Annotated in this window: 21 protein-coding genes, 1 pseudogene and 1 riboswitch; of the genes and pseudogenes, 17 read left to right on the plus strand and 5 right to left on the minus strand. The window is 38.2% G+C overall.

What is annotated here, in order from left to right:
* Positions 1 to 224: 224 nt before the first annotated feature.
* The 3 genes from AC4G3L_RS15500 to AC4G3L_RS15510 all read left to right on the plus strand — a co-directional run bounded on the left by AC4G3L_RS15500 (position 225) and on the right by AC4G3L_RS15510 (position 1,401).
* Positions 225 to 734 carry a GNAT family N-acetyltransferase gene (locus tag AC4G3L_RS15500; RefSeq protein ID WP_491077895.1) on the plus strand — a complete coding sequence of 170 codons (510 nt, stop codon included), beginning with the start codon at positions 225 to 227 and terminating at the stop codon, positions 732 to 734.
* A 48-nt stretch (positions 735 to 782) separates the two neighbouring features.
* Positions 783 to 905, plus strand: a complete 123-nt coding sequence (locus AC4G3L_RS15505; protein WP_491077896.1) for a hypothetical protein — start codon at positions 783 to 785, stop codon at positions 903 to 905.
* Between the two features lie 115 nt (positions 906 to 1,020).
* Entirely contained in the window at positions 1,021 to 1,401 is a 381-nt protein-coding gene (locus tag AC4G3L_RS15510; RefSeq protein WP_491077897.1) for a hypothetical protein, read from the plus strand.
* Positions 1,402 to 1,476: 75 nt separating this feature from the next.
* Here AC4G3L_RS15510 and AC4G3L_RS15515 read toward each other — a convergent pair whose 3' ends face one another.
* Positions 1,477 to 5,841: a S8 family serine peptidase gene (locus tag AC4G3L_RS15515; RefSeq protein ID WP_491077898.1), complete on the minus strand. Its 4,365-nt coding sequence runs from the start codon at positions 5,839 to 5,841 to the stop codon at positions 1,477 to 1,479.
* Positions 5,842 to 7,093: 1,252 nt separating this feature from the next.
* Here AC4G3L_RS15515 and AC4G3L_RS15520 point away from each other — a divergent pair.
* Both AC4G3L_RS15520 and brnQ read left to right on the plus strand, forming a co-directional pair.
* Positions 7,094 to 7,786: a GntR family transcriptional regulator gene (locus AC4G3L_RS15520; protein WP_491077899.1), complete on the plus strand. Its 693-nt coding sequence runs from the start codon at positions 7,094 to 7,096 to the stop codon at positions 7,784 to 7,786.
* Positions 7,787 to 8,173: 387 nt separating this feature from the next.
* Positions 8,174 to 9,532 carry a branched-chain amino acid transport system II carrier protein gene (gene brnQ / locus AC4G3L_RS15525; RefSeq protein ID WP_491077900.1) on the plus strand — a complete coding sequence of 453 codons (1,359 nt, stop codon included), beginning with the start codon at positions 8,174 to 8,176 and terminating at the stop codon, positions 9,530 to 9,532.
* A 258-nt stretch (positions 9,533 to 9,790) separates the two neighbouring features.
* Here the strand turns inward: brnQ and AC4G3L_RS15530 are convergent, their stop codons facing one another.
* Positions 9,791 to 10,558: a DUF975 family protein gene (locus tag AC4G3L_RS15530; RefSeq protein ID WP_491077901.1), complete on the minus strand. Its 768-nt coding sequence runs from the start codon at positions 10,556 to 10,558 to the stop codon at positions 9,791 to 9,793.
* Positions 10,559 to 10,742: 184 nt separating this feature from the next.
* Between AC4G3L_RS15530 and AC4G3L_RS15535 the strand changes: the two genes are divergently transcribed.
* The 11 genes and pseudogenes from AC4G3L_RS15535 (at position 10,743) to AC4G3L_RS15585 (ending at position 20,577) form a co-directional block, all read left to right on the plus strand.
* On the plus strand, positions 10,743 to 11,990 hold the full coding sequence (locus AC4G3L_RS15535; RefSeq protein ID WP_491077902.1) for an acyl-CoA dehydrogenase: 1,248 nt from the start codon (positions 10,743 to 10,745) through the stop codon (positions 11,988 to 11,990).
* Entirely contained in the window at positions 11,968 to 12,747 is a 780-nt protein-coding gene (locus tag AC4G3L_RS15540) for an SDR family oxidoreductase (RefSeq protein WP_491077903.1), read from the plus strand. Before AC4G3L_RS15535 ends, AC4G3L_RS15540 begins: the two co-directional genes overlap by 23 nt.
* Positions 12,748 to 12,771: 24 nt before the next feature.
* On the plus strand, positions 12,772 to 14,382 hold the full coding sequence (locus tag AC4G3L_RS15545) for a long-chain-fatty-acid--CoA ligase (RefSeq protein ID WP_491077904.1): 1,611 nt from the start codon (positions 12,772 to 12,774) through the stop codon (positions 14,380 to 14,382).
* 35 nt (positions 14,383 to 14,417) lie between these two features.
* A complete protein-coding gene (locus AC4G3L_RS15550) occupies positions 14,418 to 14,987 on the plus strand; it encodes a TetR/AcrR family transcriptional regulator (protein ID WP_491077905.1) in 570 nt (189 codons plus the stop codon).
* A 152-nt stretch (positions 14,988 to 15,139) separates the two neighbouring features.
* Positions 15,140 to 15,541: an acyl-CoA thioesterase gene (locus AC4G3L_RS15555; protein ID WP_491077976.1), complete on the plus strand. Its 402-nt coding sequence runs from the start codon at positions 15,140 to 15,142 to the stop codon at positions 15,539 to 15,541.
* A gap of 31 nt (positions 15,542 to 15,572) precedes the next feature.
* Entirely contained in the window at positions 15,573 to 16,643 is a 1,071-nt protein-coding gene (locus tag AC4G3L_RS15560; RefSeq protein ID WP_491077906.1) for a phosphotransferase family protein, read from the plus strand.
* 1 nt (position 16,644) lies between these two features.
* Positions 16,645 to 16,881, plus strand: a pseudogene (locus AC4G3L_RS15565) (2-phosphosulfolactate phosphatase); the annotation flags it as partial.
* Positions 16,882 to 16,940: 59 nt separating this feature from the next.
* The gene (locus tag AC4G3L_RS15570) at positions 16,941 to 17,222 is read left to right on the plus strand and encodes an enoyl-CoA hydratase/isomerase family protein (RefSeq protein WP_491077977.1); all 282 of its coding nucleotides are present in this window, start codon (positions 16,941 to 16,943) and stop codon (positions 17,220 to 17,222) included.
* Between the two features lie 19 nt (positions 17,223 to 17,241).
* Entirely contained in the window at positions 17,242 to 18,222 is a 981-nt protein-coding gene (locus AC4G3L_RS15575) for a quinone oxidoreductase family protein (protein ID WP_491077907.1), read from the plus strand.
* A 236-nt stretch (positions 18,223 to 18,458) separates the two neighbouring features.
* Positions 18,459 to 19,259 (plus strand): DUF368 domain-containing protein, encoded by an 801-nt coding sequence (locus AC4G3L_RS15580; protein WP_491077908.1) that lies wholly within the window; start codon positions 18,459 to 18,461, stop codon positions 19,257 to 19,259.
* A 610-nt stretch (positions 19,260 to 19,869) separates the two neighbouring features.
* Complete coding sequence (locus AC4G3L_RS15585) at positions 19,870 to 20,577, plus strand: DUF5068 domain-containing protein (protein WP_491077909.1); 708 nt, start codon at positions 19,870 to 19,872, stop codon at positions 20,575 to 20,577.
* An 81-nt stretch (positions 20,578 to 20,658) separates the two neighbouring features.
* Here AC4G3L_RS15585 and AC4G3L_RS15590 read toward each other — a convergent pair whose 3' ends face one another.
* From AC4G3L_RS15590 to AC4G3L_RS15600, 3 genes are all read right to left on the minus strand, one after another.
* Positions 20,659 to 21,093: a ferritin-like domain-containing protein gene (locus AC4G3L_RS15590; protein WP_491077910.1), complete on the minus strand. Its 435-nt coding sequence runs from the start codon at positions 21,091 to 21,093 to the stop codon at positions 20,659 to 20,661.
* A 173-nt stretch (positions 21,094 to 21,266) separates the two neighbouring features.
* Positions 21,267 to 21,752, minus strand: a complete 486-nt coding sequence (locus AC4G3L_RS15595; RefSeq protein WP_491077911.1) for a QueT transporter family protein — start codon at positions 21,750 to 21,752, stop codon at positions 21,267 to 21,269.
* Positions 21,753 to 21,761: 9 nt separating this feature from the next.
* Positions 21,762 to 21,806, minus strand: a riboswitch (PreQ1 riboswitch).
* Between the two features lie 215 nt (positions 21,807 to 22,021).
* Positions 22,022 to 22,552, minus strand: coding sequence for a DoxX family membrane protein (locus AC4G3L_RS15600; protein WP_491077912.1), 531 nt, complete (start codon positions 22,550 to 22,552; stop codon positions 22,022 to 22,024).
* Between the two features lie 399 nt (positions 22,553 to 22,951).
* On the opposite strand from AC4G3L_RS15600, the gene nadE reads away from it, so the two are divergent.
* Entirely contained in the window at positions 22,952 to 23,770 is an 819-nt protein-coding gene (nadE, locus tag AC4G3L_RS15605) for an NAD(+) synthase (RefSeq protein ID WP_491077913.1), read from the plus strand.
* The last annotated feature ends 179 nt before the right edge of the window (positions 23,771 to 23,949 follow it).

Genomic DNA, 23,949 nt, shown 5'->3' on the forward strand with positions numbered 1-23,949 from the left:
ACCTCCTGTGTAGTCTCTATAGTTTTTGTTCTTCATATTTTGTACATTTCAGGCATTTTATATTAGCCATTTTTCATTTGGATTTTTATGAACATCGATTGTAGGACTGCTATTAATGCTAATGACATTGATTTTTGAAGGATTAATGGTCTTTTTGTTGAAAACTGTATGGGAAAGTGAACTTTCAAAGGATCTTATAGATAATAAAATGAGGGGATGGAAAGATGATTGACATACTAAAAGCGAATGCAAGCCATGCCGAGGGGATTTCGAAAGTATGCAGTGATGGATATTGGGCTACGTATAATGGTTTAAGGTCTGAAGAATATATTAAGAGAGTGATAAAAGAGTTTTATAATCATGAAAGAATTTTGAAGGAAGTAAATGATACAGGCAGGGACTGGGGAGGGTATTTCGTGGCTATAGAAGATAATGAAGTCATTGGGGCAATTGGGGGCGGAATGATTGGTGAGACTTCTGGGGAGGTATTTGTTTTATACCTAAATCCTGAAAGACGTAATGAGGGAATTGGGACAAGGTTATTAAATGTTCTTACAAAGCAGCAAAAAGAAGTATATCAGGCAAATGAACAATGGGTTTCTGTGGCTAAGGGGAATCAAAAAGGAATACCATTCTATGAAGCAAGAGGGTTTGTTTTCAAAAATGAGCAGAATGGACATGGAAATATTGAGGAAGAAAACTATATGACACTGAGATATGTTCGAAAGATTTAATGGTCATCATTTTATTCTATTTCTCATTGAATTGGGGGATTTAGATGAATGGAAGTTAGAGAAACAATAGCAGCTGATAGTGTAGTGTTAACAAATTTAATGGGAGTCTTGGATACCCTGCGGCGATTGAAAATATGGTTCAGCAATATTACAAAACATCCGGATTATTAATAGATTCCTATGATGCGCTATCGTTGGAATAATAGGACTTTCAGTATGGTAATTTGATAGCAGTTTCTTTTGTTTTGACAGAGAAACGTAGTTAGATAAAGAAGGGTGTATACATATGAAGAATAAGATTGTGTTTATATTATTGATTATCAGCTTAGGTATAAATCTATATATAGCAGGGAAGTGGGTTCTGGTTAATCAATGGTATGAACGTGATTCAGAAGAGGATATTATTCTTAGTGAGATGGTTCAAAATACAGTCGAAAGTACAGACTATCAAAAATTAGCTACTAAAGAAAACATTATGGCAATCAATGCAGATATGAATAAATTTGATGGCGGAGTATTCCCTTACTATTTTGGGGTATTTGTTCGTACTGACAAGCAGACTTATCAGTTTGCATGCAATAATGAAAAATGCTCAGAAATGGAAAATGTAGGATCTGGGTATTCTATCTATCAAGATGAGAATCCAAGATTGCCATTTGAAAAATAGTAAGAGAATCCACCTGAAATTCGGACTGTCCAAAAAAGAAAGCACAAGTGCTCATGCACTTGTGCTTTCATAATTTTATTGCGGAGCGTTTATATATAACAATCCTTCCGCTCTTTCAATCGTTTTATTACCATAGTCATCTTCTGCGGTTACTTGTACTGCTGCACCGTTTGCTTTGATGTTTTTGGTGGCAGTATAGTATCCGACATAGTGTCCCTCAGATGTTTCACGCATTGGAAGCTCAAGTGCATTTGATACGCCAACGTTTGTGACTGGAGCTAGGATTGAGAAGGTAGCGTCTAGTCCAGGTTCACTGTCAAATTCGATTTTGACAGAATCACCGCTTTCCAATAGTTTGTCCTCAGCAGGGAGTAGGTTGGAAAGTTCAGGTGCCGTATAATTGGCATCAAGTGTGATAATTTTCTTAATACTGTTTCCTGCTTTGTCCTTAGCTTGGACAGTAATTTCATTGATACCTTCATCAAGAAGGATACGCTTGCTGAATTTCCCGTCGCTTACAGTTGCCGTTTGACCATTTACTTTCACCCAATCCAGATTGACATCAGTGATAGTCCCTGTAACTGTAACGGTTTCTTTATTTGTTTTAGAACCGTCTGTCGGTGAAGTAATAGTCAGTTCAGGTTTATCCTGATCAAGTGTAATCGTAACTGGTTCAGATGGGTCTGTTGAACCGACATCTGTTTTTGCTTTCGCAGTCAGTGTATTTACACCATTATTCAATTCAACAGCAACAGAGAAGTCGCCGCTTGCGTTTGATTTTGTGGTAGCAGTTTTTTCACCGTCATTGAATAAATCAATCGTTGTTTCAGGAGAAGATTTACCCTCAACTGTAACAGACTTTTTATTCGTAAACGATCCATCTTTAGGTGAAGTGATGGATGGTACTTGTAATTCATAGTTGACGGTCGCACGGATCATGTAGTTTCCTTCAGCCTCCGGTGATTGAGACCATGCTCCGCTTACACTTTGCCAGCTGCGTTTGGCATTTGGCCCATCTTCGTCAGTTGCCAAGCCAGGTGCATTTGGATTTGCATTTGGTTGAGTATAGACAATGAAGAAGTCACCTTCTACCATGATGTTATGTTCGGAAAGGTCAACATGTGTCCAGGTACCATCACGTAAAGCTGTTTTGTTGAAAGGTCCGGCTAACTTATTGCCTGGGCTGCCATTGGCACCACTGGTGTCATAAACGGATACTTGGAAATCAGTTCCGCCTGGGGTTGGAAATGTAGTATCCCAGAAGCGAAGGAGTGCACCAGTTACAAGAGCTTGATCTTCACTTTCACTTAATGACATTTTAACAGCCCAGCTATTGCCTGAAGCATTCCAGGCTCTGGCGTTTTCAGCCGTACCGTCATCATATTTAATCTCTCCGGCATAGCCAATGAATGGGCGTAACTCTATATCTTTAACTACTGGTTCTCCTTCATCAATTGTAACGGTTGTTTCAGAGCTGTAGTAAGATGGTGCAACAAATTTAAGTGTGTAGGTACCTTCATATGCAGTAATCGAATATTCTCCATCACCATTCGTTGTCACTGGAACGACTGCAGCATCTTCCACGAGATAAACTGTGGCGCCAGCAACTGGATTGCCTGTAACTTTATTGGTAAGCGTACCGCTGACTGTCCCTTTAGGGATTTCCTGTAATGTAAAGTTAGCAGTAGCTATTCCCTCATCTACAACACTTACTCTTTGTGTTTGGGATTGGAATCCATAGGTTTCCGCTTTTACAGTGTAGTCTCCGGTTGCATGGGTTAACTCATAGGAACCATCCTGTGGATTTGTGTAAACAGAACGTCCCGTTTCAAGGACGGTTACATGAGCTTGGATTGGCAATAGCATTGGTGCTGGTCGTTCATTATCAGGTTTATCAGCTTTTGGGCTTTCTTTTTCAGTTGCTGGTTTGATTTTTGCTGGATCTACTTTTTCTTTTGCTGCTTTTTTGCTGGAATCTGTTTCTTTTGTCACACCAAGTTTAGCTTTTTTAGCCGGTTGGATTGGCACTGCTGATAATTTGATATCATCCAAATACCATCCAGCTTTTGGGATAGAACTATCACTTGTGACGTTAAAGGAAATGTAGATACGTTGTCCTGCGTATTCGCTTAAATCTACTTCCCCATCAATCCAACCTCCGGATGTATTATTGAAACGCGCTGCCTGTGTCCAGTTGGTACCATCCGTTGATATAAATACATGCCCAAAATCGTAGTTTCTTTCCAATTCATACCAATGTTTGAATTGCAAGTAGCTGGCTCCCTCAGAAAGATCGATTGGCGGCATTTCTAAGCTCATATTAGAGCTATTTGCATAATTTCCTGTCAGGTTGGTTGCATATAATTTTTCACCTGAGAATGCAGCTCCAGGGCCAGTTGTTGGTACTCCCCATTCCCAAGAATTATTTGTGCCATACGATGTCCATCCTACCGGATTATGTTCAAAATCCGTTTCATATCCAACTGTAATACCCGGAAGTAACGTAACTGTATGAGCACCCGTCTCTTTTGAATTACCTCCAAAATCATATGCGATAAATTTGTATTCTGTTGAATCTCCGGTTAAATCAGCACCAGGAATTGTTGCTTCGTATTCACCGGATTTATGATCTCCAGTGACACGTTCACCGTTTACTTCTGCCCAGCTTCCATCAGCTTTTTTATATTTTAAAATAACCGATGTCACTGAAATATCATCTTCAGCGGTTGCGTTAAGAGTAAGATCCATTTCTTTATAAGAAGTGGTAACAGGTTCAGTCTCAATTTCAGGTGCCTCTGTGTCGTCACCTTCTTTAGAGACAGTTCCTTTAATTTTTCCTAAACCACTTACAACTGAAGAGACAGCATCGAAAGCATTTACCAAACCATGACCATATCCAAAATTAGGTGACTCTGGATAAGCGCTGTCAGTTAATGGTGTTGCTGTTAAGTTCATAATCTCTTCCATTTGATCAACAGTTAAGCTCGAATCAGCTTGTCTAAGCAGGGCAACTACTGCGGACACATGAGGTCCGGCCATTGATGTGCCATTCCAGGAATCATACCCGTTTCCAGGTACCGCAGAACGAATATTTACACCTGGTGCTGCTATATTTGGTTTCATTTCTCCACCATATGGAGAAGGTCCCCTTGAAGAAAAGCTTGCCAAAGCATTATTGATATCTGTTGCGGCAGTTGCGTAAGATTCAGGATAATTGGATGGAGCGGCTATAGTTCCTGCTCCTCCTCCGTCATTTCCGGCAGAAAATTCAGGGAAGATATCTGCATTTTTCCATGCCTGAACCATTGGTCGGAACCATTCATCTAAGCCTGGTCCGCCACCCCATGAATTGTTTACGACATCAGGTGCATATTCAGGGTGTGGAGTACCATTTGCATCTTTAGGAGCTAAAACCCACTCACCAGCTTCTAGTAAATCAACATTAGTGCCACCGCCAGATGCAGAAAGGGCTTTAACCGCAATGAATTTAGCGCCAGGAGCTACACCGATTTGGTTTGAACCATTAGGCTCTGAGCCAACCATTGTTCCGATTGTATGGGTACCATGGCCGTGATCATCAAATGCTTCGGGGTTGTTTGTCGAAGTAGCATCAAACCAGCTGAACTCATGATTAGGATTATCAGGATTAGCCGGGTTGTAGCCGCGATATTTTGTTTTTAAAGATGGGTGATCCCATTGTGCGCCTGTGTCAATGCTAGCTACGACTGTTCCAGCACCATCAATTCCCATCTCCCAAGTTTGTGGAGCACTAATTTTTTCGATATTCCACTCGATAGAGGAGGTTTCTGCCTTCGTTTTTACTTTGGAGGAAGTCTCCTTTTTATCGGATTCAATTAATGGTTTTTCCGCTTTTGACTGTTTAACTGGTTGTATAAGTTGAATTGTTTCATTCGGTAGTAGTTTATCAACTTCTGGAAATGTCGCAATTTGTTCCATCACTTCTTTTGTGGCCGTAACTGCCATACCGTTTACGATGTAAAAGGATTGGATATCCTTAACGTTACCGGCTTTCTCTTGTTTCTCTAAAAAGTTATTCAGCTCATGCTGAGTTTCTTCAGCTGTTGCCCGAAGATTTGTGACGATGGAAGATCGTTTAGACAGGGTCGTTTTAGCTGATGAGAGCTTTTGCTTCTTTGCAGCTGAAGTAGCTTCTTTAGCAACCTTGGCTGTATCTACCTGTTCTTTAAGTTTGATTAAAAAAGTAACTTTAACATCATCTTTAAATTTATTTTGAAGATCTTTGGAGATTTTGTTACTGCTATTTTGAACTATTGTAGATTTTGCTGAACTATGGATGGATTCTGAGGAAGCAGCAGAAGATGAGGTTGAAGAATTAAAACCTGTAGTAAGTAGCAATGATGGTATGAGAATAGATGTAAGAATGAGTGATGAAACTTTTTTTCTTTTCGTTTTCAACATGTTTCCCTCCCTATTCTATTTTACTAAATTGCCAATATACCAAGAATATTTGCACCTCCTTGTTAAGTAAGATCGAATTATAGGAATCATGCTGGTATTTCTACCATAACGAATAATAGCAGTCATATACTGTCACTAAATGTCGCCAGGATGCTCGGAGAAATGAAAATGAATCATTGTATACACTTTCTCCCGTCCTGCAGGTGTCATACTAATCAGGACCTGTTTAGAAAAAAATAATTCTTGTCTATTTCATATGGATATAGTCGGTGAAATGGAGAGGGTGGAAGAGTATGAATATGCTAGTATAATAAAAATAAGTCATCAGGCTTACCGAACTATTTAAATCATATCCTTTAGTCACTCTAACTATATAGAAAATGGGAAATAGGGAAGGAGTTTTGTTAATTTACCAATCTTTAAGGTGATATCCGCCCCCTCTTTTATCCCAGAGGTATATCAGTTAACAATAGATTTTCGTCTTATGACAACAATCTAATACGGGAATATGTCGAAATAGAGAAGGGACATTAGATAGATAATACTGACATAAATGTAGCTGCTGGGAGGTCGACAGGATGTAGGTCACAAAGACGTTGCCACAGGATGTGGTGTTCTTAGTCTTTGTTCCTTTACCAGATCCCCTACGTGCCTTTGTCTTATGCTCCTCGCTTCTGGGCAAGCCGTTTCAGCTCTTTTTGTAATCCAGCTTCAACGGCTAGAAGCTCAGGACATAAGCATGACCTCTACGGGAGGGAGGATCGCCTCCCTCCGAGCTCCTGTCTTATGCTCCTCGCTTCTGGTCAAGCCGTTTCAGCTCTTTTTTGTAATCCAGCTTCAACGGCTAGAAGCTCAGGACATAAGCATGACCTCTGCGGGAGGGAGGATCGCCTCCCTCCGAGCTCCTGTCTTATGCTCCTCGCTTCTGGTCAAGCCGTTTCAGCTTTTTTTACAATCCAGCTTCGACTCCTAGTCCCTCGAGTCATAAGCAAATCCTCTACGGGAGGAGAACGCCCTTCGAGTATTCGTCTTATGCTTGTCGGAGGCCTACAGGATGTAGGTCACAAAGACGTTGCCACACGACGTGGCGTTCTTAGTCTTTGTTCATTAATACGCCGTCTCAGCTCTTTTTGTTTGAATTGCTTGAAAAATGTTTGGAATATGATGATAATTAAAATACATAGGTATATTGGTTACGTGTGGAGTAATGAATTATGAGATTTATATATGTTTATATAAGGGAGAAATCATGATGTTGACAGTGACACCCAAATTACCTGGAGAAAATAATAAACATTATTCGTATAGAATTATTAAAAATGGAATTATGTCTCTTGAATTGAAACCAGGACAAGCAATTAGTGAAATTGAATTGGCCAATGAACTAAGAATTTCCCGTACACCGATTCGAGAGGTAATCGGAAAATTAAAAGAGGAACATTTGGTTGAAGTATGGCCGCAGGTCGGTTCATATATATCGAAAATTGATTATAAATTGGTTAAAGAGGCAGCATTTATGCGCTCTGTACTTGAAAAAGAAGTTCTTAAGTTAGCCTGCGAATCTATTACTGAAGAAACATTATTAGAGTTAAAGAGGGTTATCAGTTTACAGGAAAATTTCATAGGTAAAAAAGGCGTGGAAAGAACCTTTCATGAATTAGATCAGGAATTTCACTCCCTATTTTATAAAGCTCAGGAAAAAGAACATATATGGGATGCTATTAACCGTCTAAGCACACATTATAATCGAATCCGACTTTTATCGGAGATCAAATATGATTATACAGAAATCATTGAACAACATAAAAATATTATTGATATTATCGAAAATAAAAAAGTGGACCAAATTGATGAGGCTGTTAGCCAACATATATTAGGACCAGAAAAATACTGGAATAGTTTACTAAAGTCAGATAGCCAATATGCTGAATACTTTGTAGATTAATAGTAGGCTGCAAGTTATTGACTAGTCAGCAAATACAAAAGAAACCTTATTCTTTCTATGAAGAAGGTTTCTTTTGTATGTAAGAAGGTAAATTTAGAAGAAATATTAAATTGGATTTATGGAACCTTTAAAACTCACTTTCTGGGTGATAAAAATTACCTTTATATTAATTTTTAAGAATCTCTTGCATTTTTAGGGCACAGTTACTATAATCACTTGTAATATAGGGAATACTTTAGTGAATGTCAGCAGCACAGTGAAAAAGTGAAGCAAAAAGTCTGAATAATCTTAACATCTATGTTAAACTAGACAATGTTATATTAAAAATGTTTAGAATTATCAGAAAACTTAAAATGACCAACAAGATTTGAACGGGAGGTTTTTTATGTGGATAATAGAAAGAGTAGGTCTACAACACTAGCAATCGGTTTCATGCTCTTTGCCTTATTTTTTGGAGCTGGAAATTTAATTTTCCCTGTATTAATGGGACAAATGTCAGGAACGAATGTATGGCAATCTACACTGGGATTTATCGTAACCGGTGTGGGATTACCTCTGTTAGGTGTACTGGCAATTGGGTTTTCAGGTAAAAATGATCTATATTCGATGGCTAAAAATGTTCATCCTATATTTGCAATAATCTTTACAACGGTGCTTTACTTAGCAATCGGGCCATTGTTCGCGATGCCGAGGACAGGAACGGTTTCATTTGAAATTGGTGTGAAACCTTTAATCGGAAATATGAATAGCACAATGGCTATGGTGATATTTACTGTTATCTTTTTTGCAATTACATGTTTCTTTGCGTTAAGACCAGGAAGAATTATAGATATTGTCGGTAAATTGTTGACACCGATTTTATTAATATTTATAGCTTTATTAATTCTTGTAGCTTTGTTTAATCCGATGGGAAGCCTGACTGCTCCAGCTGAAAATTATACGGAATATGCATTTTTCAAAGGTTTTCAGGAAGGTTACCTGACGATGGATACATTGGCATCTTTTGTATTTGGAATCATTATTATTAATGCCGTTCGTTCTACTGGTATTTATAGTAAAAAAGAAATGATGACAAGTGTTATGAAGTCTGCTTTCATTGCAGCTGGTTTACTCGCTGTGATCTATGCAGGTCTTGCCTTTCTTGGAGCTTCCAGTGTGGAAGCGATTGGGGTATTTGATAACGGAGGTGCTATTTTAGCAGCAGTATCTCACTATTATTTTGGATCATATGGCAGTCTGGTGTTGGGGCTGGTCGTTCTTGTGGCTTGTTTAACAACGAGCATTGGCCTCGTAACTGCGTGTGCGGCTTACTTTAATACGTTGCTTCCAAAAGTTTCATATAAAACGTTTGTGATTGTTTTATCTGTTTTTAGTGCGATGGTTGCTAATGTAGGACTTGCCAATTTAGTAGCTATATCAGTTCCTGTATTAACTGCTATATATCCTTTGGCCATATGCTTGATTTTTCTTACATTCATGCATAATGCATTTAAAGGTTTGTCTGAAGTCTATATTTGCAGCTTGGGGTTAACCTTTATCGTAAGTTTGTTTGATGGGTTAAATGCAGCAGGCGTGCAGATTGAAGCAATCAATAGTTTATTTTCCTATTTGCCACTTTCTTCAGTGGGATTAGGATGGATTACTCCAGCCATTTTGGGAGCTATCATTGGTTATCCAATAGGAATGATGAAACAAACAGCACCAGTAATAATAGAAGTGCCAGATTTACAGAAAAAAATACAGTGATCAGATTTAAAGCCAGCAGTCTCCTGCTGGCTTGTTTTTATTAGAAGTGGATTTTTTCAGAAGCAATTTATTAAAAAACACCGGAGACATTCTATTAATATATCTTTAAAATGAAAAATGCATATGAATCTTGTTATCCGAGATAATATAAATGTGAGATTGCTGTATTTTATAGCAGTATATATGCCAAATGAATTTATACTCAAAGAATGTTATTCATGTCATCCCCCGACTTTTTGGTAGGATCGGGTTTATTCTTTATTCTATAGGTTTAACAAGTTCGTTGTATTCTATAGTGTTATCATGATTTTTAGATATTGGACCCCGTGTAATATAGTCTTCTGTTGGTTTTACATAATCGTCATAAAAGACGGCAAGTGAAGTCATGTAGTAAGGTGTGACGTAAATGGATATACCCATCATAGCGATGGATCCAATAATAATGCTGGCAGAACCTGCAAAAATTAAATTAGCATCAGCATTAAATCCAACTCCAATAGAAGCGATTCCAATTACCAATAAAATGATTGGAATGATAAGCCATGTGAAAAAGGATAAGGATAATAACAACAAATCTTTTTTCTTCCCATTCATCATTTTGCGGCTTTCTGAAATGGCTTGGAGAGCAGTCAGTTCAGGGTGATCCCGTAATATAAATACGGTCATTGAATAAGCAAGCCCTTTAATAATCCCAGGTATAATAAGTAAAAGTGACCAAAGAAAAAGGAATAGTGTCATTAAAAAGTAGGTTAAAGCATTTCTGATATAAGTCACAGTAAACCCACGGAATAGTCCTCTGACTGAAGGATCTTGTTTTCTTTTTATATCTAAATGAAACCACATGTATCCTATGAATAAAGGGCCAGATATAAAAAACATGGTAAGAAGTGAAAGGATGTAATAATCTTCAGAAATCCTTCCAATAATAGATGCTAAAATATAGTTTATAAATAATACACCGATTGCTATACCCCAGTTGCCAGATAATGATTGTTTTGCTGCTTCTTTAATAGAACGTATTCTCATAGCACATCTCCTTTTTTATATATACCATTATATAGTTTGAATCATAAAAAATTCGAATCAATTGCCAAATTAAAAAACAGAATTTTTAAAATTATCAGTAAAATAGTTGTATTTTATATCTTTTCTTGTATAATTGGTAACAATTAACAATACCTACTGGTCAGTATGTGAAAGGAGTGAGTATATGGACTTTTCCTATTCAAGTAAGGTTATTGACCTGGGGAGACAGTTAACTGCCTTTATGGAAGAGTATGTATTACCTAATGAAGCAGTCTATGAGGGTCAGTTAAATGAGCAAGAATCACGCTGGAGTCAAGTACCTCCTATTATGGAAGAATTAAAAAGTAAGGCTAAAAAGAAAGGATTATGGAATTTATTTTTGCCTGAGAGTGAATATGGAGCTGGTCTTACCAATTTGGAATATGCTCCTCTGTGTGAAATTATGGGCCGTTCATTAATCGGACCTGAAGTATTTAATTGCAGTGCACCCGACACCGGGAATATGGAAGTATTAGAGAGGTATGGAACAGCTGAACAAAAAGATAGATGGCTCAAGCCATTATTGACCGGAGAAATACGTTCCTGTTTTTCAATGACCGAACCGGATGTTGCTTCATCAGATGCAGCAAATATTGAAGCAAGCATTGAAAAAGATGGGGATAGCTATATCATCAATGGTCGCAAATGGTGGTCGTCCGGTGCAGGAGATCCTAGGTGTAAAATTGCGATCGTAATGGGAAAAACGGACAAAATGGCGAACCGGCATGAGCAACAATCTATGATTCTGGTTCCTCTTGATTCCAAAGGAGTAAAGATTGAGCGAATGCTACCTGTTTTCGGGTATGATCATGCTCCTCATGGACATGGTGAAATTACATATGAGAATGTTAGAGTTCCTGCAGAGAACATCATTTGGGGAGAGGGTAAGGGATTTGCCATCGCTCAGGGCAGGTTGGGTCCAGGGAGAATTCATCATTGTATGAGGCTAATCGGAGCAGCAGAACGTTCGCTTGAAATATTATGTAAGCGTATTCAAAAAAGAAATGCTTTTGGGAAGCCGCTTGCTAATCAAGGGGTCGTGCAGGAATGGATTGCGGACTCAAGAATTGAAATTGAGCAGGCAAGATTATTAACTCTGAAAGCAGCTTATATGATGGATACAGTCGGAAACAAAAAAGCAAAAGCGGAGATTGCTATGATTAAGGTGGTTGCTCCGAATATGGCACTGAAGGTGATTGATAGAGCGATACAAGGGCTTGGTGCTGCCGGTGTTTCAGGGGATTTTCCATTGGCTGCTCATTGGGCTAATGCGAGAACATTACGATTGGCCGACGGACCGGATGAGGTTCATCGTGCCCAAATTGCCAAGCTTGAGCTAAAAAAATATCGAGGGGAGGAACAAGCTAACCATGAACGTTTTACAAATGTTTGATTTATCCGGTAAGACAGCGATTATCACAGGCGGTGGACGCGGGCTTGGAGCCCAAATCGCGCATGGGTTGGCTGAGGCGGGAGCTAATATTGTTCTGTGCTCACGCAAGGTTGAGGCCTGCACAGAGGTAGCAAATCATCTGAAGAGAGAATATGGAATTCAAACCTTGGCCGTAAAATGTGATATCGCAAATCCGGAAGATATTCATAATGTCGTCTCAGAAACATTAAATAAATTTGAGACCATTGATATTCTGGTCAACAATAGCGGTGCCTCTTGGGGAGCACCGACCCTGGATATGCCCCTTGAAGCCTGGAACAAGGTCATCAATATAAATTTAACAGGCACATTCCTGATGTCTCAGGCGGTAGGAAAGGTGATGGTGGAACAGGGACGGGGAAAAATCATCAATATTGCTTCGGTAGCGGGGCTCGGCGGAACACATGCTGATATGATGGATACCGTTGGATACAATGCAAGCAAGGGTGCTGTCATTACTTTAACAAAGGATTTGGCAGTGAAATGGGGGAAACACAATATCCATGTCAATGCCATTGCACCAGGCTTTTTCCCGACCAAAATGTCCCAAGTCTTACTTGAACAGGGGAAAGATGCAATTGAATATATGACACCACTTGGGAGGCTTGGGAATGAGGAGGACCTGAAGGGAGTTGCTTTATTCCTGGCATCTGATGCGTCGAACTATATAACAGGTGAGGTATTGGTAGTTGATGGCGGAAAACACGCCATGGTTTAAATAAAAGATGAAGGAGATTTGACTATGGAAAAAAAAGCTTGGCTTACGCAATATCCGGAAGGTATAGCATCTGAGATTAACATTCCAAATAAATCACTCCCAGACATTCTTCATGAAACGACCATTCAATACCCTACAAATAATGCCCTCTCATTCTTTGGAAGAAAAATGACCTACCAAGAACTTTCAGGAACAGCGAATCGATTCGCAGCAGCGCTTCAGAATAATGGTGTGAAAAAAGGTGACAGAGTAGCAATTATGCTGCCAAACTGTCCTCAGTACGTGATTGCCTATTATGGGACTTTAATGGTGGGAGGGATTGTCACTCAAATTAACCCTATGTTAGTAGCCCGTGAACTGGAATATATATTGAACGATTCCGGTGCTGAAACGATTGTAGTCATGGATGCATTCTATCAAACCGTTAAATCAGTTCAATCCTCTACGAATCTCAAAAATATTATTGTAGTCAGTCTGCAGCCGTCCGTGGCAGATTTCGGAACAGATCGTACATTTGAGCAATTTATCTCTGAAACGGTAACTCCGGTAGATCCGGCGGCCATTGATCCGATCCATGATGTTGCCGTGCTGCAATATACAGGGGGAACGACGGGGCGTTCAAAAGGAGCTATGCTCACTCATCAAAATTTAGTGGCTAATATGTATCAAACAAAGGAATTTTTCAAACAAATTGTAGAGCGTGGTAAGGAGCGGTATTTGACTGTCATCCCATTATTCCACGTATTTGGCATGACAGCCTGTATGAATGGATGTATTTTAATGGCCAGCGAAAATATATTGCTGCCGCGTTTTGACCTTGAAGAGGTTCTTCAAACGATTAAACAGGAGAAGCCGACTATTTTCCCTGGCGTACCAACCATGTACGTGGCAATCAATGCTCATCCGAAAGCACAGGAATATGGAATTGACAGTATTAAAGTTTGCAATAGCGGAAGTGCCCCGATGCCATTGGAATTAATGAAAGAATATGAATCAAAAACAGGTGCTAAAATTTTGGAGGGATATGGCCTTTCGGAGGCATCACCGGTAACTCATTGCAATCCCTCATTCGGAATTCGTAAATCAGGGACAGTTGGAATTGCCTATCCATCCACCGATTGTAAAATTGTGGATGTTGCTACAGGAACAGAAGAAGTCCCGGTAGGCGAATTGGGAGAATTAATTGTCAAAGGTCCACAGGTTATGAAGGGATACTGGAATATGCCTGAAGAAACGGCTAATGCTCTGCGTGATGGATGGTTATTTACAGGGGACATTGCCAAGCTGGATGAAGATGGATACTTATCAATTGTTGACCGTAAAAAGGATCTTATTATTGCAGGAGGCTATAATATCTATCCGCGTGATGTAGAAGAGGTCCTTTATGAGCATCCTTCGATACAAGAGGCCGTTGTGATTGGTGTACCGGATGAATATCGAGGAGAAACAGTTAAGGCTATTATCGTTTTAAAAGCGAATGAGTCAGCTACAGAAAAAGAAATCATTGGATACTGCAAAAATAATATGGCAGCCTATCGAGTACCGACGATTGTAGAATTTCGTCATGAATTACCAAAGACTAATGTCGGAAAAATACTTCGCCGGGCACTGAGAGAAGAAATTCAAACAAAGTAGGACGCCATCAATACACAAGAAGTGGAGTCCTGAGGATGAAACAAAAATTAACGAACACCAGTATTTCTTTATTTGAAAGAAAGGGCTTTGCGGAAACATCCATACAGGATATTGTTGATTCTTTGGGTGTTACCAAGGGAACCTTTTATTACTATTTTGCAAGTAAAGAAGAATTATTGATGAATATTCATCTCGACTATATTAATGGATTAATTGAAAGACAGGAAGAAATAGTGAATGCTCCAATGAAAACGTGTCGGCAAAAAATACAGGATATCGCTTCATTATTAATCAGCGATATTAGAACTAATGGGTTAAGTGCAAAAGTGTTCTTTCGAGAAATGAAGATCCTGTCTGACGATAAGCTTGAGGAAATTATCCCGAAGCGTGACCAATTTCGATTTAATATTGAAAATTTAATGAAGCAGGGAATAGAGACGGGCGAATTACGTCCAACTCTAAACCCTTCCATCATTACATTTGGTATTCTTGGTATTTTGAACTGGAGTTATCAATGGTTTAATCCTGAAGGAGCTATTTCTGAAAACGATATAGCTGATATGTTCGTTGAAATGATTATGAAAGGAATTGAAATAGGGGAGTAGAAAGCAATACTCCTTTTTTTTATTGAAGTTCGGTTAAGCAGCTGGTAGGGGGAATCAAATTGAATTGTCATGGAGATATTTTTAAAGATGTTATGCAAGTAAGGGAAGGCGCTTGTTCTCAGAGTAGGTTTAGAACAATAGAATAGGAGGTCATCATGGAAACAACGGTTACAGTCCGTTTTTCAGAAACAGATGCATTGGGACATGTGAATAATACAAGCTATTTCATTTATTTGGAGGAAGCACGTCTGCATTTTTTAAAAGAAATAGAGATAGATATGAAAATGAAAAACTGGTCATTCATTCTGGCATCGACTAAGTGTGATTTTCTCTCTCAAGCCTATTTTGACCAAATACTAAAAATCACTACGACTGTATCAAGAGTGGGAACAAAGAGCTTCCAGCTTGAACATGATATTTCTTGTGCACAAACCGGTAGTCCGATTGCCAAAGGGAATGCAATCCTTGTTCAGTTTAATTTTGATAAACAGGAAAGTGAACCGATTCCTGAATTGCTTAAAGATAGACTGCTGAGTCTGATCAAAGCTGCATAATGAGTCCGATTTTTGAAAAGGTGGGATAGGCATGACCCAAAGAGTAAGTAAAGATACGATTCCCGTACGAAGTGGAGAAGAATTTAAGCTGTCTGTCCTTGAAACATTTCTGCGGAGTAAGATTAACGATTTGCCAGAAGGAAACCTGGAAATTGAACAATTCTCGGCAGGTCATTCAAACTTAACGTATCAATTGAAAATAGGAACTTGGGAAGCTGTTTTAAGGAAACCGCCGCTTGGACCTGTGGCTCCAAAAGCCCATGATATGCAAAGAGAATATAGCATCCTATCAGAAGTGCATCCTCTTTTTAATCCGGCCCCAAGAACAATCCTATATTCAGGTGATGAGCATGTTGTCGGAAGTCCATTTTTTATTATGGAACGAAAGCAAGGTTTTGTATTTGATACATCCATTCCTGAAAGTATTAAACCTTCCCATGAACTTTTTCAAAATTTATCACAGGAAATGGTAAGACGGCTTGTTCAGCTTCATAACATCCCCTATCAGGAGACAAAGTTTAAAGAAATCAGCAAGCCTGATGGTTTTATGGAAAGACAGACAAATGGATGGATAGTACGTTATGAACGAGCGAAAACACATGATATTCCAAATGTACAAGATTTGGAGAAGTGGTTAATTAATCACGTTCCAGCTTCAAGTGATGCTTCGATTATTCATTATGACTACAAATTAAATAACGCGATGTTTACGGACGATGGATCAGAAATGGTCGGTCTATTTGACTGGGAAATGACTACGGTCGGGGATCCGCTCGCAGATCTAGGAGTAGCTATGAGTTATTGGACAGAGGGAGATGAACCTGATTTATTGAAGAAAGGGTTAGGGAAGCCATCTGTTACGATTTGGGATGGATTTTATACAAGGGAGCAATTTATCTCCGAATATGCCAGACAAAGTGGCCGTGATATCACCAATATGAATTTTTATTTGACATTCGCTTATTTCAAATTAGCAGGGATATGTCAGCAAATCTACTATCGCTATCATAATGGTCAAACAAAGGATCCGAGATTTGCCGACTTTGATAAGTATGTAAAAACATTAATCGAGCATGCTTATTCACTTACAAGGGACCAGTAATATGCGGAAAGTACATGTCTTACTGACTAAGGAAGATATTTCACCTGAAAAACTGGCCTCAGGCAAAAAGATAGCTGTTGTATTAGATATTCTCCTGGCTACAACCACAATCGTAACAGCGTTACAGCATGGTGCAACGGAGGTTATTCCGGTTCTTAATCCGGAAGAAGCTATTAAAGTAAGCAGACAATTTGAGAACGGACAGGCGTTGATGGCCGGGGAATTACATGCCAAACCTATCGATGGCTTTATTTATCCAGGTCCCGTTCCAAACAATTCTTCTTTTCAGCTGAACCTATACCGGCAGAACGTTTATATGATCTTGGGGTCATTAATAAACTTGTACCTTTGGAAGCTTTACGTGATGAAGCGATTCAATATGCGACCATGCTATCCTACGGTCCAGGAAAAGCATATGGACAAATGAAAAAACTGGTTGATTATTCTTTTACAGCTACCCTCGAAGATGTCCTGGAGAGAGAACGCATCACTCAAACGATGATGATAGCCACAGAGGATCATCATGAAGGTGTAGCTGCCTTTAAAGAAAAAAGAAAACCGCAATTTACCGGCAAATAGGAGAAAGGATGTATGTTATATGAAAGCCATACAATTTACTGAATACGGAGGACCAGAAGTTTTAGAGATAGTCGAATTAGATCGACCGAAACCTGGTCCGCATGACGTATTAATTGAAATACATTTAGTTGGTGTGAATTATGCAGATACAGCCAGACGTGAGGGCCAATATGTTGTACCAACCAAGCTTCCTTTTGTGCCTGGGGCAGAAGTTGCCGGGGTTGTGGTCGAAACTGGTGCAGAAGTGACAAACGTAAATATTGGAGCAAGAGTGGTCACGCTAATTGAATCTGGGGGATATGCTGAATACGCTATTGCAGATGCTCGGTCCGTGATTATCCTGAAAGAAGAACAAGATTTGAAAGAAGCGGTTTCCCTGCCACTTCAGGGTTTGAGCGCCTACCATATTTTAAAAACAATGGGTCGTCTGCAAAAAGATGAAACTGTACTAGTTCATGCGGCTGCTGGAGGTGTTGGGACTATTGCTGTCCAATTGGCTAAATTAATGGGCGCTGGTAAGGTTATAGCTACAGCCAGCACGGACGATAAGTTGGAGCTTGCACGTTCTCTGGGAGCTGATGTGTGTATCAATTATACCAATGAGGGCTGGCATAAAGAAGTGCTTGAAGCGACAGATGGCCGCGGAGTCAATGTCGCGCTTGAAATGGCTGGGGGAAATATTTTTGAGGATACGCTTAAATGTTTAGCTACCTTTGGGAGATTGGTTATATACGGAGTGGCAAGTGGAGAACAGGCCATTATGCATCCATCATCTTTGATGGCACGAAATCAATCCGTCATTGGATTTTTCCTTCCGCAAATAATGAGGAAACCAGAACTATTGCTACCGAGTATGCATGAGCTTTTTTCTCTTTTAGAAGACGGAAATATAAAGATGATTATTGGTGAAGTCCATCCTATAGAGGAAGCTGCAAAAGTTCATGAGTTACTGCAAGCGCGAAAGACAACTGGTAAAGTGATATTGGAAGTTCGGCGTTAATCAAAAGGAAGAAATATGCGGCGAAAGTAAGCTAAGTTATACAATAAGTTTGCTACTTTGTTAAATTAAGAAAATGATAGATTATACATGAACCTAAATAAATGATATCCATATATATTTAAAGTGAGATCAAAATTCATTAAGGAGTATATAATTTGTATTTATGTGCCATTGTTTTTACAGGGTTATATTTTGTAAACTATTATAGTGAAATAAAATATAAGGACTGAAAAATAGTGGAATGGAAAAATATATATCGTGGCATGTTAATGGGAATCAGTGATTTAATACCTGGTGTAAGTGGAGGAACTATAGCGTTTATATTAGGTATATACGATCGCCTATTATTATCAATCAGTGGTTTTTTCAGCCGGGATTGGAGAAGTCATCTTGGATTTTTATTGCCACTGGCACTCGGTATGGGGTTTACTATATTGACGTTTAGTCGATTGATTGATTATTTGTTGGAACATCATCATGAACCGACACAATTCTTTTTTGTAGGATTAATTATCGGTGTATTGCCATTTATTGTGAAACAGGCAGAGGTGAAAAAACATTTTACCGGCAAGCATATATTGGTTGTCATTTTGGTCGCAATCATGATGGCAGCTCTCGGTTTTTTGAAGCCGAATGAATCCATTGTCATATCTGATGTAACACTATTATCTGCTCTGGGATTATTCCTTTCCGGCTGGCTTGCAAGTATGGCCATGCTTCTACCGGGTATTAGCGGCTCGTTTATTTTGCTATTGCTTGGTGTCTATTCAACTGTCATCTCGGCATTATCAAACTTAAACTTTACCATCATTATTATTGTAGGGGCTGGAGCAGCGGTTGGATTTATTGTGAGCAGTAAAGCGATTAGCTATTTACTGAGGGAATATCCGCATATGACATTTGCGGTGATAATGGGGTTAATTATTGGATCGATATTTGTCATCGTTCCTGGATTACCAACAGGATCAGTTACTATTCTGCTATGCTGTATAACTTTTTTGGCAGGTATTTTGGTAACTAAACTCTTTACTAAGTAATGAAAGTGAATAGGCTAGGAAGAAAAAGAGACTGGGACATAAGTATTTCATTCAATGATAAATCCGAACTAGTAGGTGATATTTTAATAAATATTTCGCCTATAGTTTGGATTTTTATTTGTTTTCAATAGATTGGTTCCTACTGTTTACCATTATTAAACTTAGTGGCCTGGAACGGAAGCCACCGACTCCTGCGGGAAGTAGAGGAAAGGCTGAGACTTGAGCAAGGCGTAGCCGAGGAGGCTAAAGCCTTCTTCCCCGCGGAAAGCGAGTGGAGTAAGTGCGCAATGGAACGAACTTTTCTTCCAACTTAACTCTTGAATAAGTAACTTAGCCGATAAATTAGATATCGTTCGTCTTTTCAGGATCGTTTATAAGTTATGTCCCATCCTCTTTTTTTATTTTACAAAATATGACTATAAAAGGTATATCTAGTCCTAATCAATGATTACGTACTTGTGTACGCAATTATAGGCATTAAGAACCCTATTCTTATCTGATATACGAGTATATTTCTAATTTACCATTATTAGAATATTAAATATTTTAGAGGTGTTTGTATAACAATTACTTTAAAATGGAAATATACATGTATTTATAGGGGGAATGAATGGTGAAGAATAGATTAAGGCTCATATATATGGCATGTTTAATTTTAATCATTACAGCATGTGAAAGCGGACAAGAAAAGTCAAAAGATGAAAATTTTAAAAAGAGTGCTACTAGGGAAGAAGTAAGTGTTAAGAATAAAGAAACAAAGGGAAGAGTAGCGGCTAAAGGAGAAGAAGGAACAAAAAAGGGTACATCTCAACCCAGTCTGTATCCAGATCGTTTGACTTCCGATAAGATGGCTGTGAAAAAAATACTCTACGAAAATTTAAAAATGAATAAAACTAAACAAATTGACAAGGTAAATATTACTTTAGAAGGCATACAGTTTACGGAAATAACGCCATCTGAGGCGACGAAATCAAAGTTTGAAAAATACAGTGAAACTGGCGTCGTGGCACTTACAATGAATTTAAAGCTCGAGAATAATTCTGATCAGCCATTGAATTTATCTTCAATAAGCTCATTTTTAAGGGGAAATGATAATCAATTTTCCTATATATCTCAGTCCAGTATGGAGACGGAACAACAAAGAGAGGTTATCGCTGCCGGAGCATCAGGAGAAATGCTTCATGTATTTTTAATGGATAAGGATATGTTTGCTATAACCAAAAAATTAAAAATGGAATTCGGTCCATTCCGGGATAGTGACGGGAAGGATCTATTTAAAGGTAAAAAAGCAGAATTTAATATCCCTGTCCCAGAATAAGATTAGGCAATAGAGACTAAAAGAACCGCAATCCTGTATAAATAGGATTGCGGTTCTTTATATAGCTTTTTAAAATTAAATTCAGTCAAATTTGGAGTCGCTGAGAATACGGCCTAATTCTTCCATATGACCTGTTTCATCTGTAATTAAATCTTCAAGTTTCACAACTAATTCAGTTAAACCTAATTCTTCCGCTTGTTTCTTACGAGTTTCATAACGGTCGATTGTATCTTTTTCAGCCTGATAGGCAGATTCAAGCATAACTTTTACATCAGTAGTTTGTTTGACTTTGGCTGGTGTGACAGTTGGAGTTCCACCTAATGTACTAATTTTTTCTGCAAGATATAAGGCATGGCCTTGTTCATCGGCTATTTCACTTTGAAAGAAAGGTTTTAAAGTTTGTCTGTACAAACCGGATACTAAAGCTGCGTAGTTTGAATACATAATAGATGCAGCATATTCATTAGCTAAATCTTCGTTTAACCCATCAATTAATTCTTTTAATTTTGCGTCCATTCCAAAATTCACTCCTTCTACTTGTCTATAATTCAAAGATACCCTACTTTTCTACATATTAAGCATCCTTTTCGTGACAAAATTTAGAAATGTTTAAGATTATTTGACATACTACATAAATTTACATATAAAAAAGCTTGATCCAAGAAGGATCAAGCTGATAAATAGTATGGTTAAATTAATTTCGAAAAATGAATACGCTTGTTTAATGAATACATGATTGGAGCGCCAATTGCCATAACTACAAATTCCCCAATAGCTGTTGTTGCCCACGTAATCCAGAATGGGAATTGAAAGGCAAGATTTAACTGAAAAGCAATTATGAACATCATAAAAGTAAACACAAGTGTGTTTATAATCATTCTTGCCCAAATGTTATGAATAAATCGGCAAATCAGAATTGTGATGGTTAATGATAGGATGGAGTGGCCTACACCAAATACTAAATCGTAGGCTAGTAATTGTGAGAAAAAGAGGTTGGATAAAAATACCCCTATCACAATTCCAAAGAAGTATTTTTTATTAAATACAATCAGATGGTTTAATATTTCTGGAACTCGAAACTGAAAGTTCGAAAATGCAATCGGCTGTACAATCATGGTAACAGCAATATAGAGTGCCGCTAATACACCGTTTACAGCAAGTGTTCTAATATTCATTTTTAAATCTCTCCCTTAGTTTTTTATCGTGGGATGGTTACGAACCACGTTCGGTATACCCGAAGATACCAAATAATCATAAGCAAAATAAGGTGTACAGTCAACAGGAAATTCCATGTGCCAGCATTCAACTGTGGATCGCTTGAATAGGATATTTTATATTAAAATTAATTGAGCTATTTCAGCTAAGTTCAATGTAATGAAATGGACCTTTTAGAAAAAAAAACGTCGAGAATTATCTCGGCGCCATGTATACTTAGTGTCTCCAATTAATGACTTGGAGTTAATTTTTTTGTGTTAACGGGCTTTACGTCATCCTTTTTAAAGATTGTTTTACGAATCCAAGGAAGAATGTAATAATCTCCGCCAAAGCGACCAGCATTTGCACCTGCTACCAAAATAATCATTCCAAGTAAAATGTATAGTGGGTTAGTAGATACCGTTCCGCCGAAAAGAAACATAAAGTTCATCAATAAGCCAAAGAAAGCGGCAGTGGTTGTTAAAACACCAAGCAATAATCCGAGTCCGACTAAAAATTCACCCCATGGAATTAAGATATTGATCAAACCGACATTCGGAATGGCAAATTTTTCGATGAAAGCACCGTAGATTGGATATAGTGCTCCTCCTTCTGGCCCCGCTACAGGATTGGCAACAATATTTCCAAGGAATCCAGAGGCATCAAATGCTCCGCCTTTAATTTTTTCGAATCCATGAATCATCCATTCATATCCAAGGTATAGTCTAATGAGTAATAATATTCCGGAAGCGTATTTATTCGTGCGTAACCAATTCATCATTTTTAATCACTCCTATATGGATTTAACTGGCTCTAATCCGCGGTTGTTAGTGCCAATAACTTTCTTCTCCTTATTTATATACCATTCAACACATCTTGTGGCACATTATCCCTGCATTTCATTATTTGTACAAAAACATGTGAATCTTTTGAGTTAATACTGAAAATAACTTTACAAATGTGATATTGTGCATTTCTTCACAAACTTTGCGGGGTAGACAATCTTATAAAGATGGTTACCAAGATTTATTCAGAGCCATATCGTTTGTTTATGGAACTTTAATAAAATTACCCCTTTTATAAATTTCTTATATAAGAGTAAAATATATTTAATATAAATGATTAGACTAAGTACTTTTAAGGAAAAGGAATAGTATAGGATTTTTAAGGAGGAATGGGAATGAGCTTACAATCAGTTATTATTGAAGCTTTACATGTTAAACCGCAAATAAACCCAAAAGAAGAAATTATAAACAGAGTTGGGTTCTTAAAAAATTACTTAAAGAAGAGCGGAGCAAAAGGATTTGTTCTTGGGATAAGTGGTGGGCAGGATTCTACTTTAGCAGGACGCCTTGTCCAATTAGCGGTGGAAGAACTGCGTGAAGAAGGATTTGCAGCCAAATTTGTTGCTGTTAGACTTCCATATGGAGTACAGCATGATGAAGATGATGCACAGCTTGCCCTTCAGTTTATTAAACCGGATGAAAGTGTAACTTTTAATGTAAAATCTACAGTCGATGCGATTACCGATCAATATAGAGAAGCAACAGATGAGGCATTAACTGACTTTAACAAAGGGAATGTAAAGGCAAGACTTCGTATGATTGCGCAATATGCGGTTGGTGGACAAAATGGCCTTCTCGTAGTGGGTACAGATCATGCTGCTGAGGCAGTAACTGGATTTTATACAAAATATGGAGATGGTGGGGCTGATATTCTTCCGTTATCCGGACTATCTAAACGTCAGGGCAGAGAATTACTTAAAGAATTAGGGGCAGAGGAAAGACTATATATGAAAGTGCCGACTGCTGATTTACTTGACAATAAACCGCAGCAAGCGGACGAAACAGAGCTCGGCTTAACGTATGAAACGATTGATGACTATTTGGAAGGTCGCAAAGTAGATCCTGAAGCTGCTCTGAAAATTGAAAAGCAATATTTAAAAACAGAACATAAACGCCAAATGCCAGCAAGTATACACGATAATTGGTGGAAATAAACAACCAAAGGTAAGCCTGTGATTTTTATAGTCATGGGCTTGTTTTTTCGTGAATAAATTGAATCATGCCATAAGGTAAAATATATTGATATAATAAATAAGAAACAATTAAGGGATGTAATAGTTTTAGTTATTTTATAATGGGTATAGGATATAATCTATAAGTATAGTATTTCAAA

The sequence above is a fragment of the Bacillus sp. z33 genome (genome assembly GCF_058313615.1).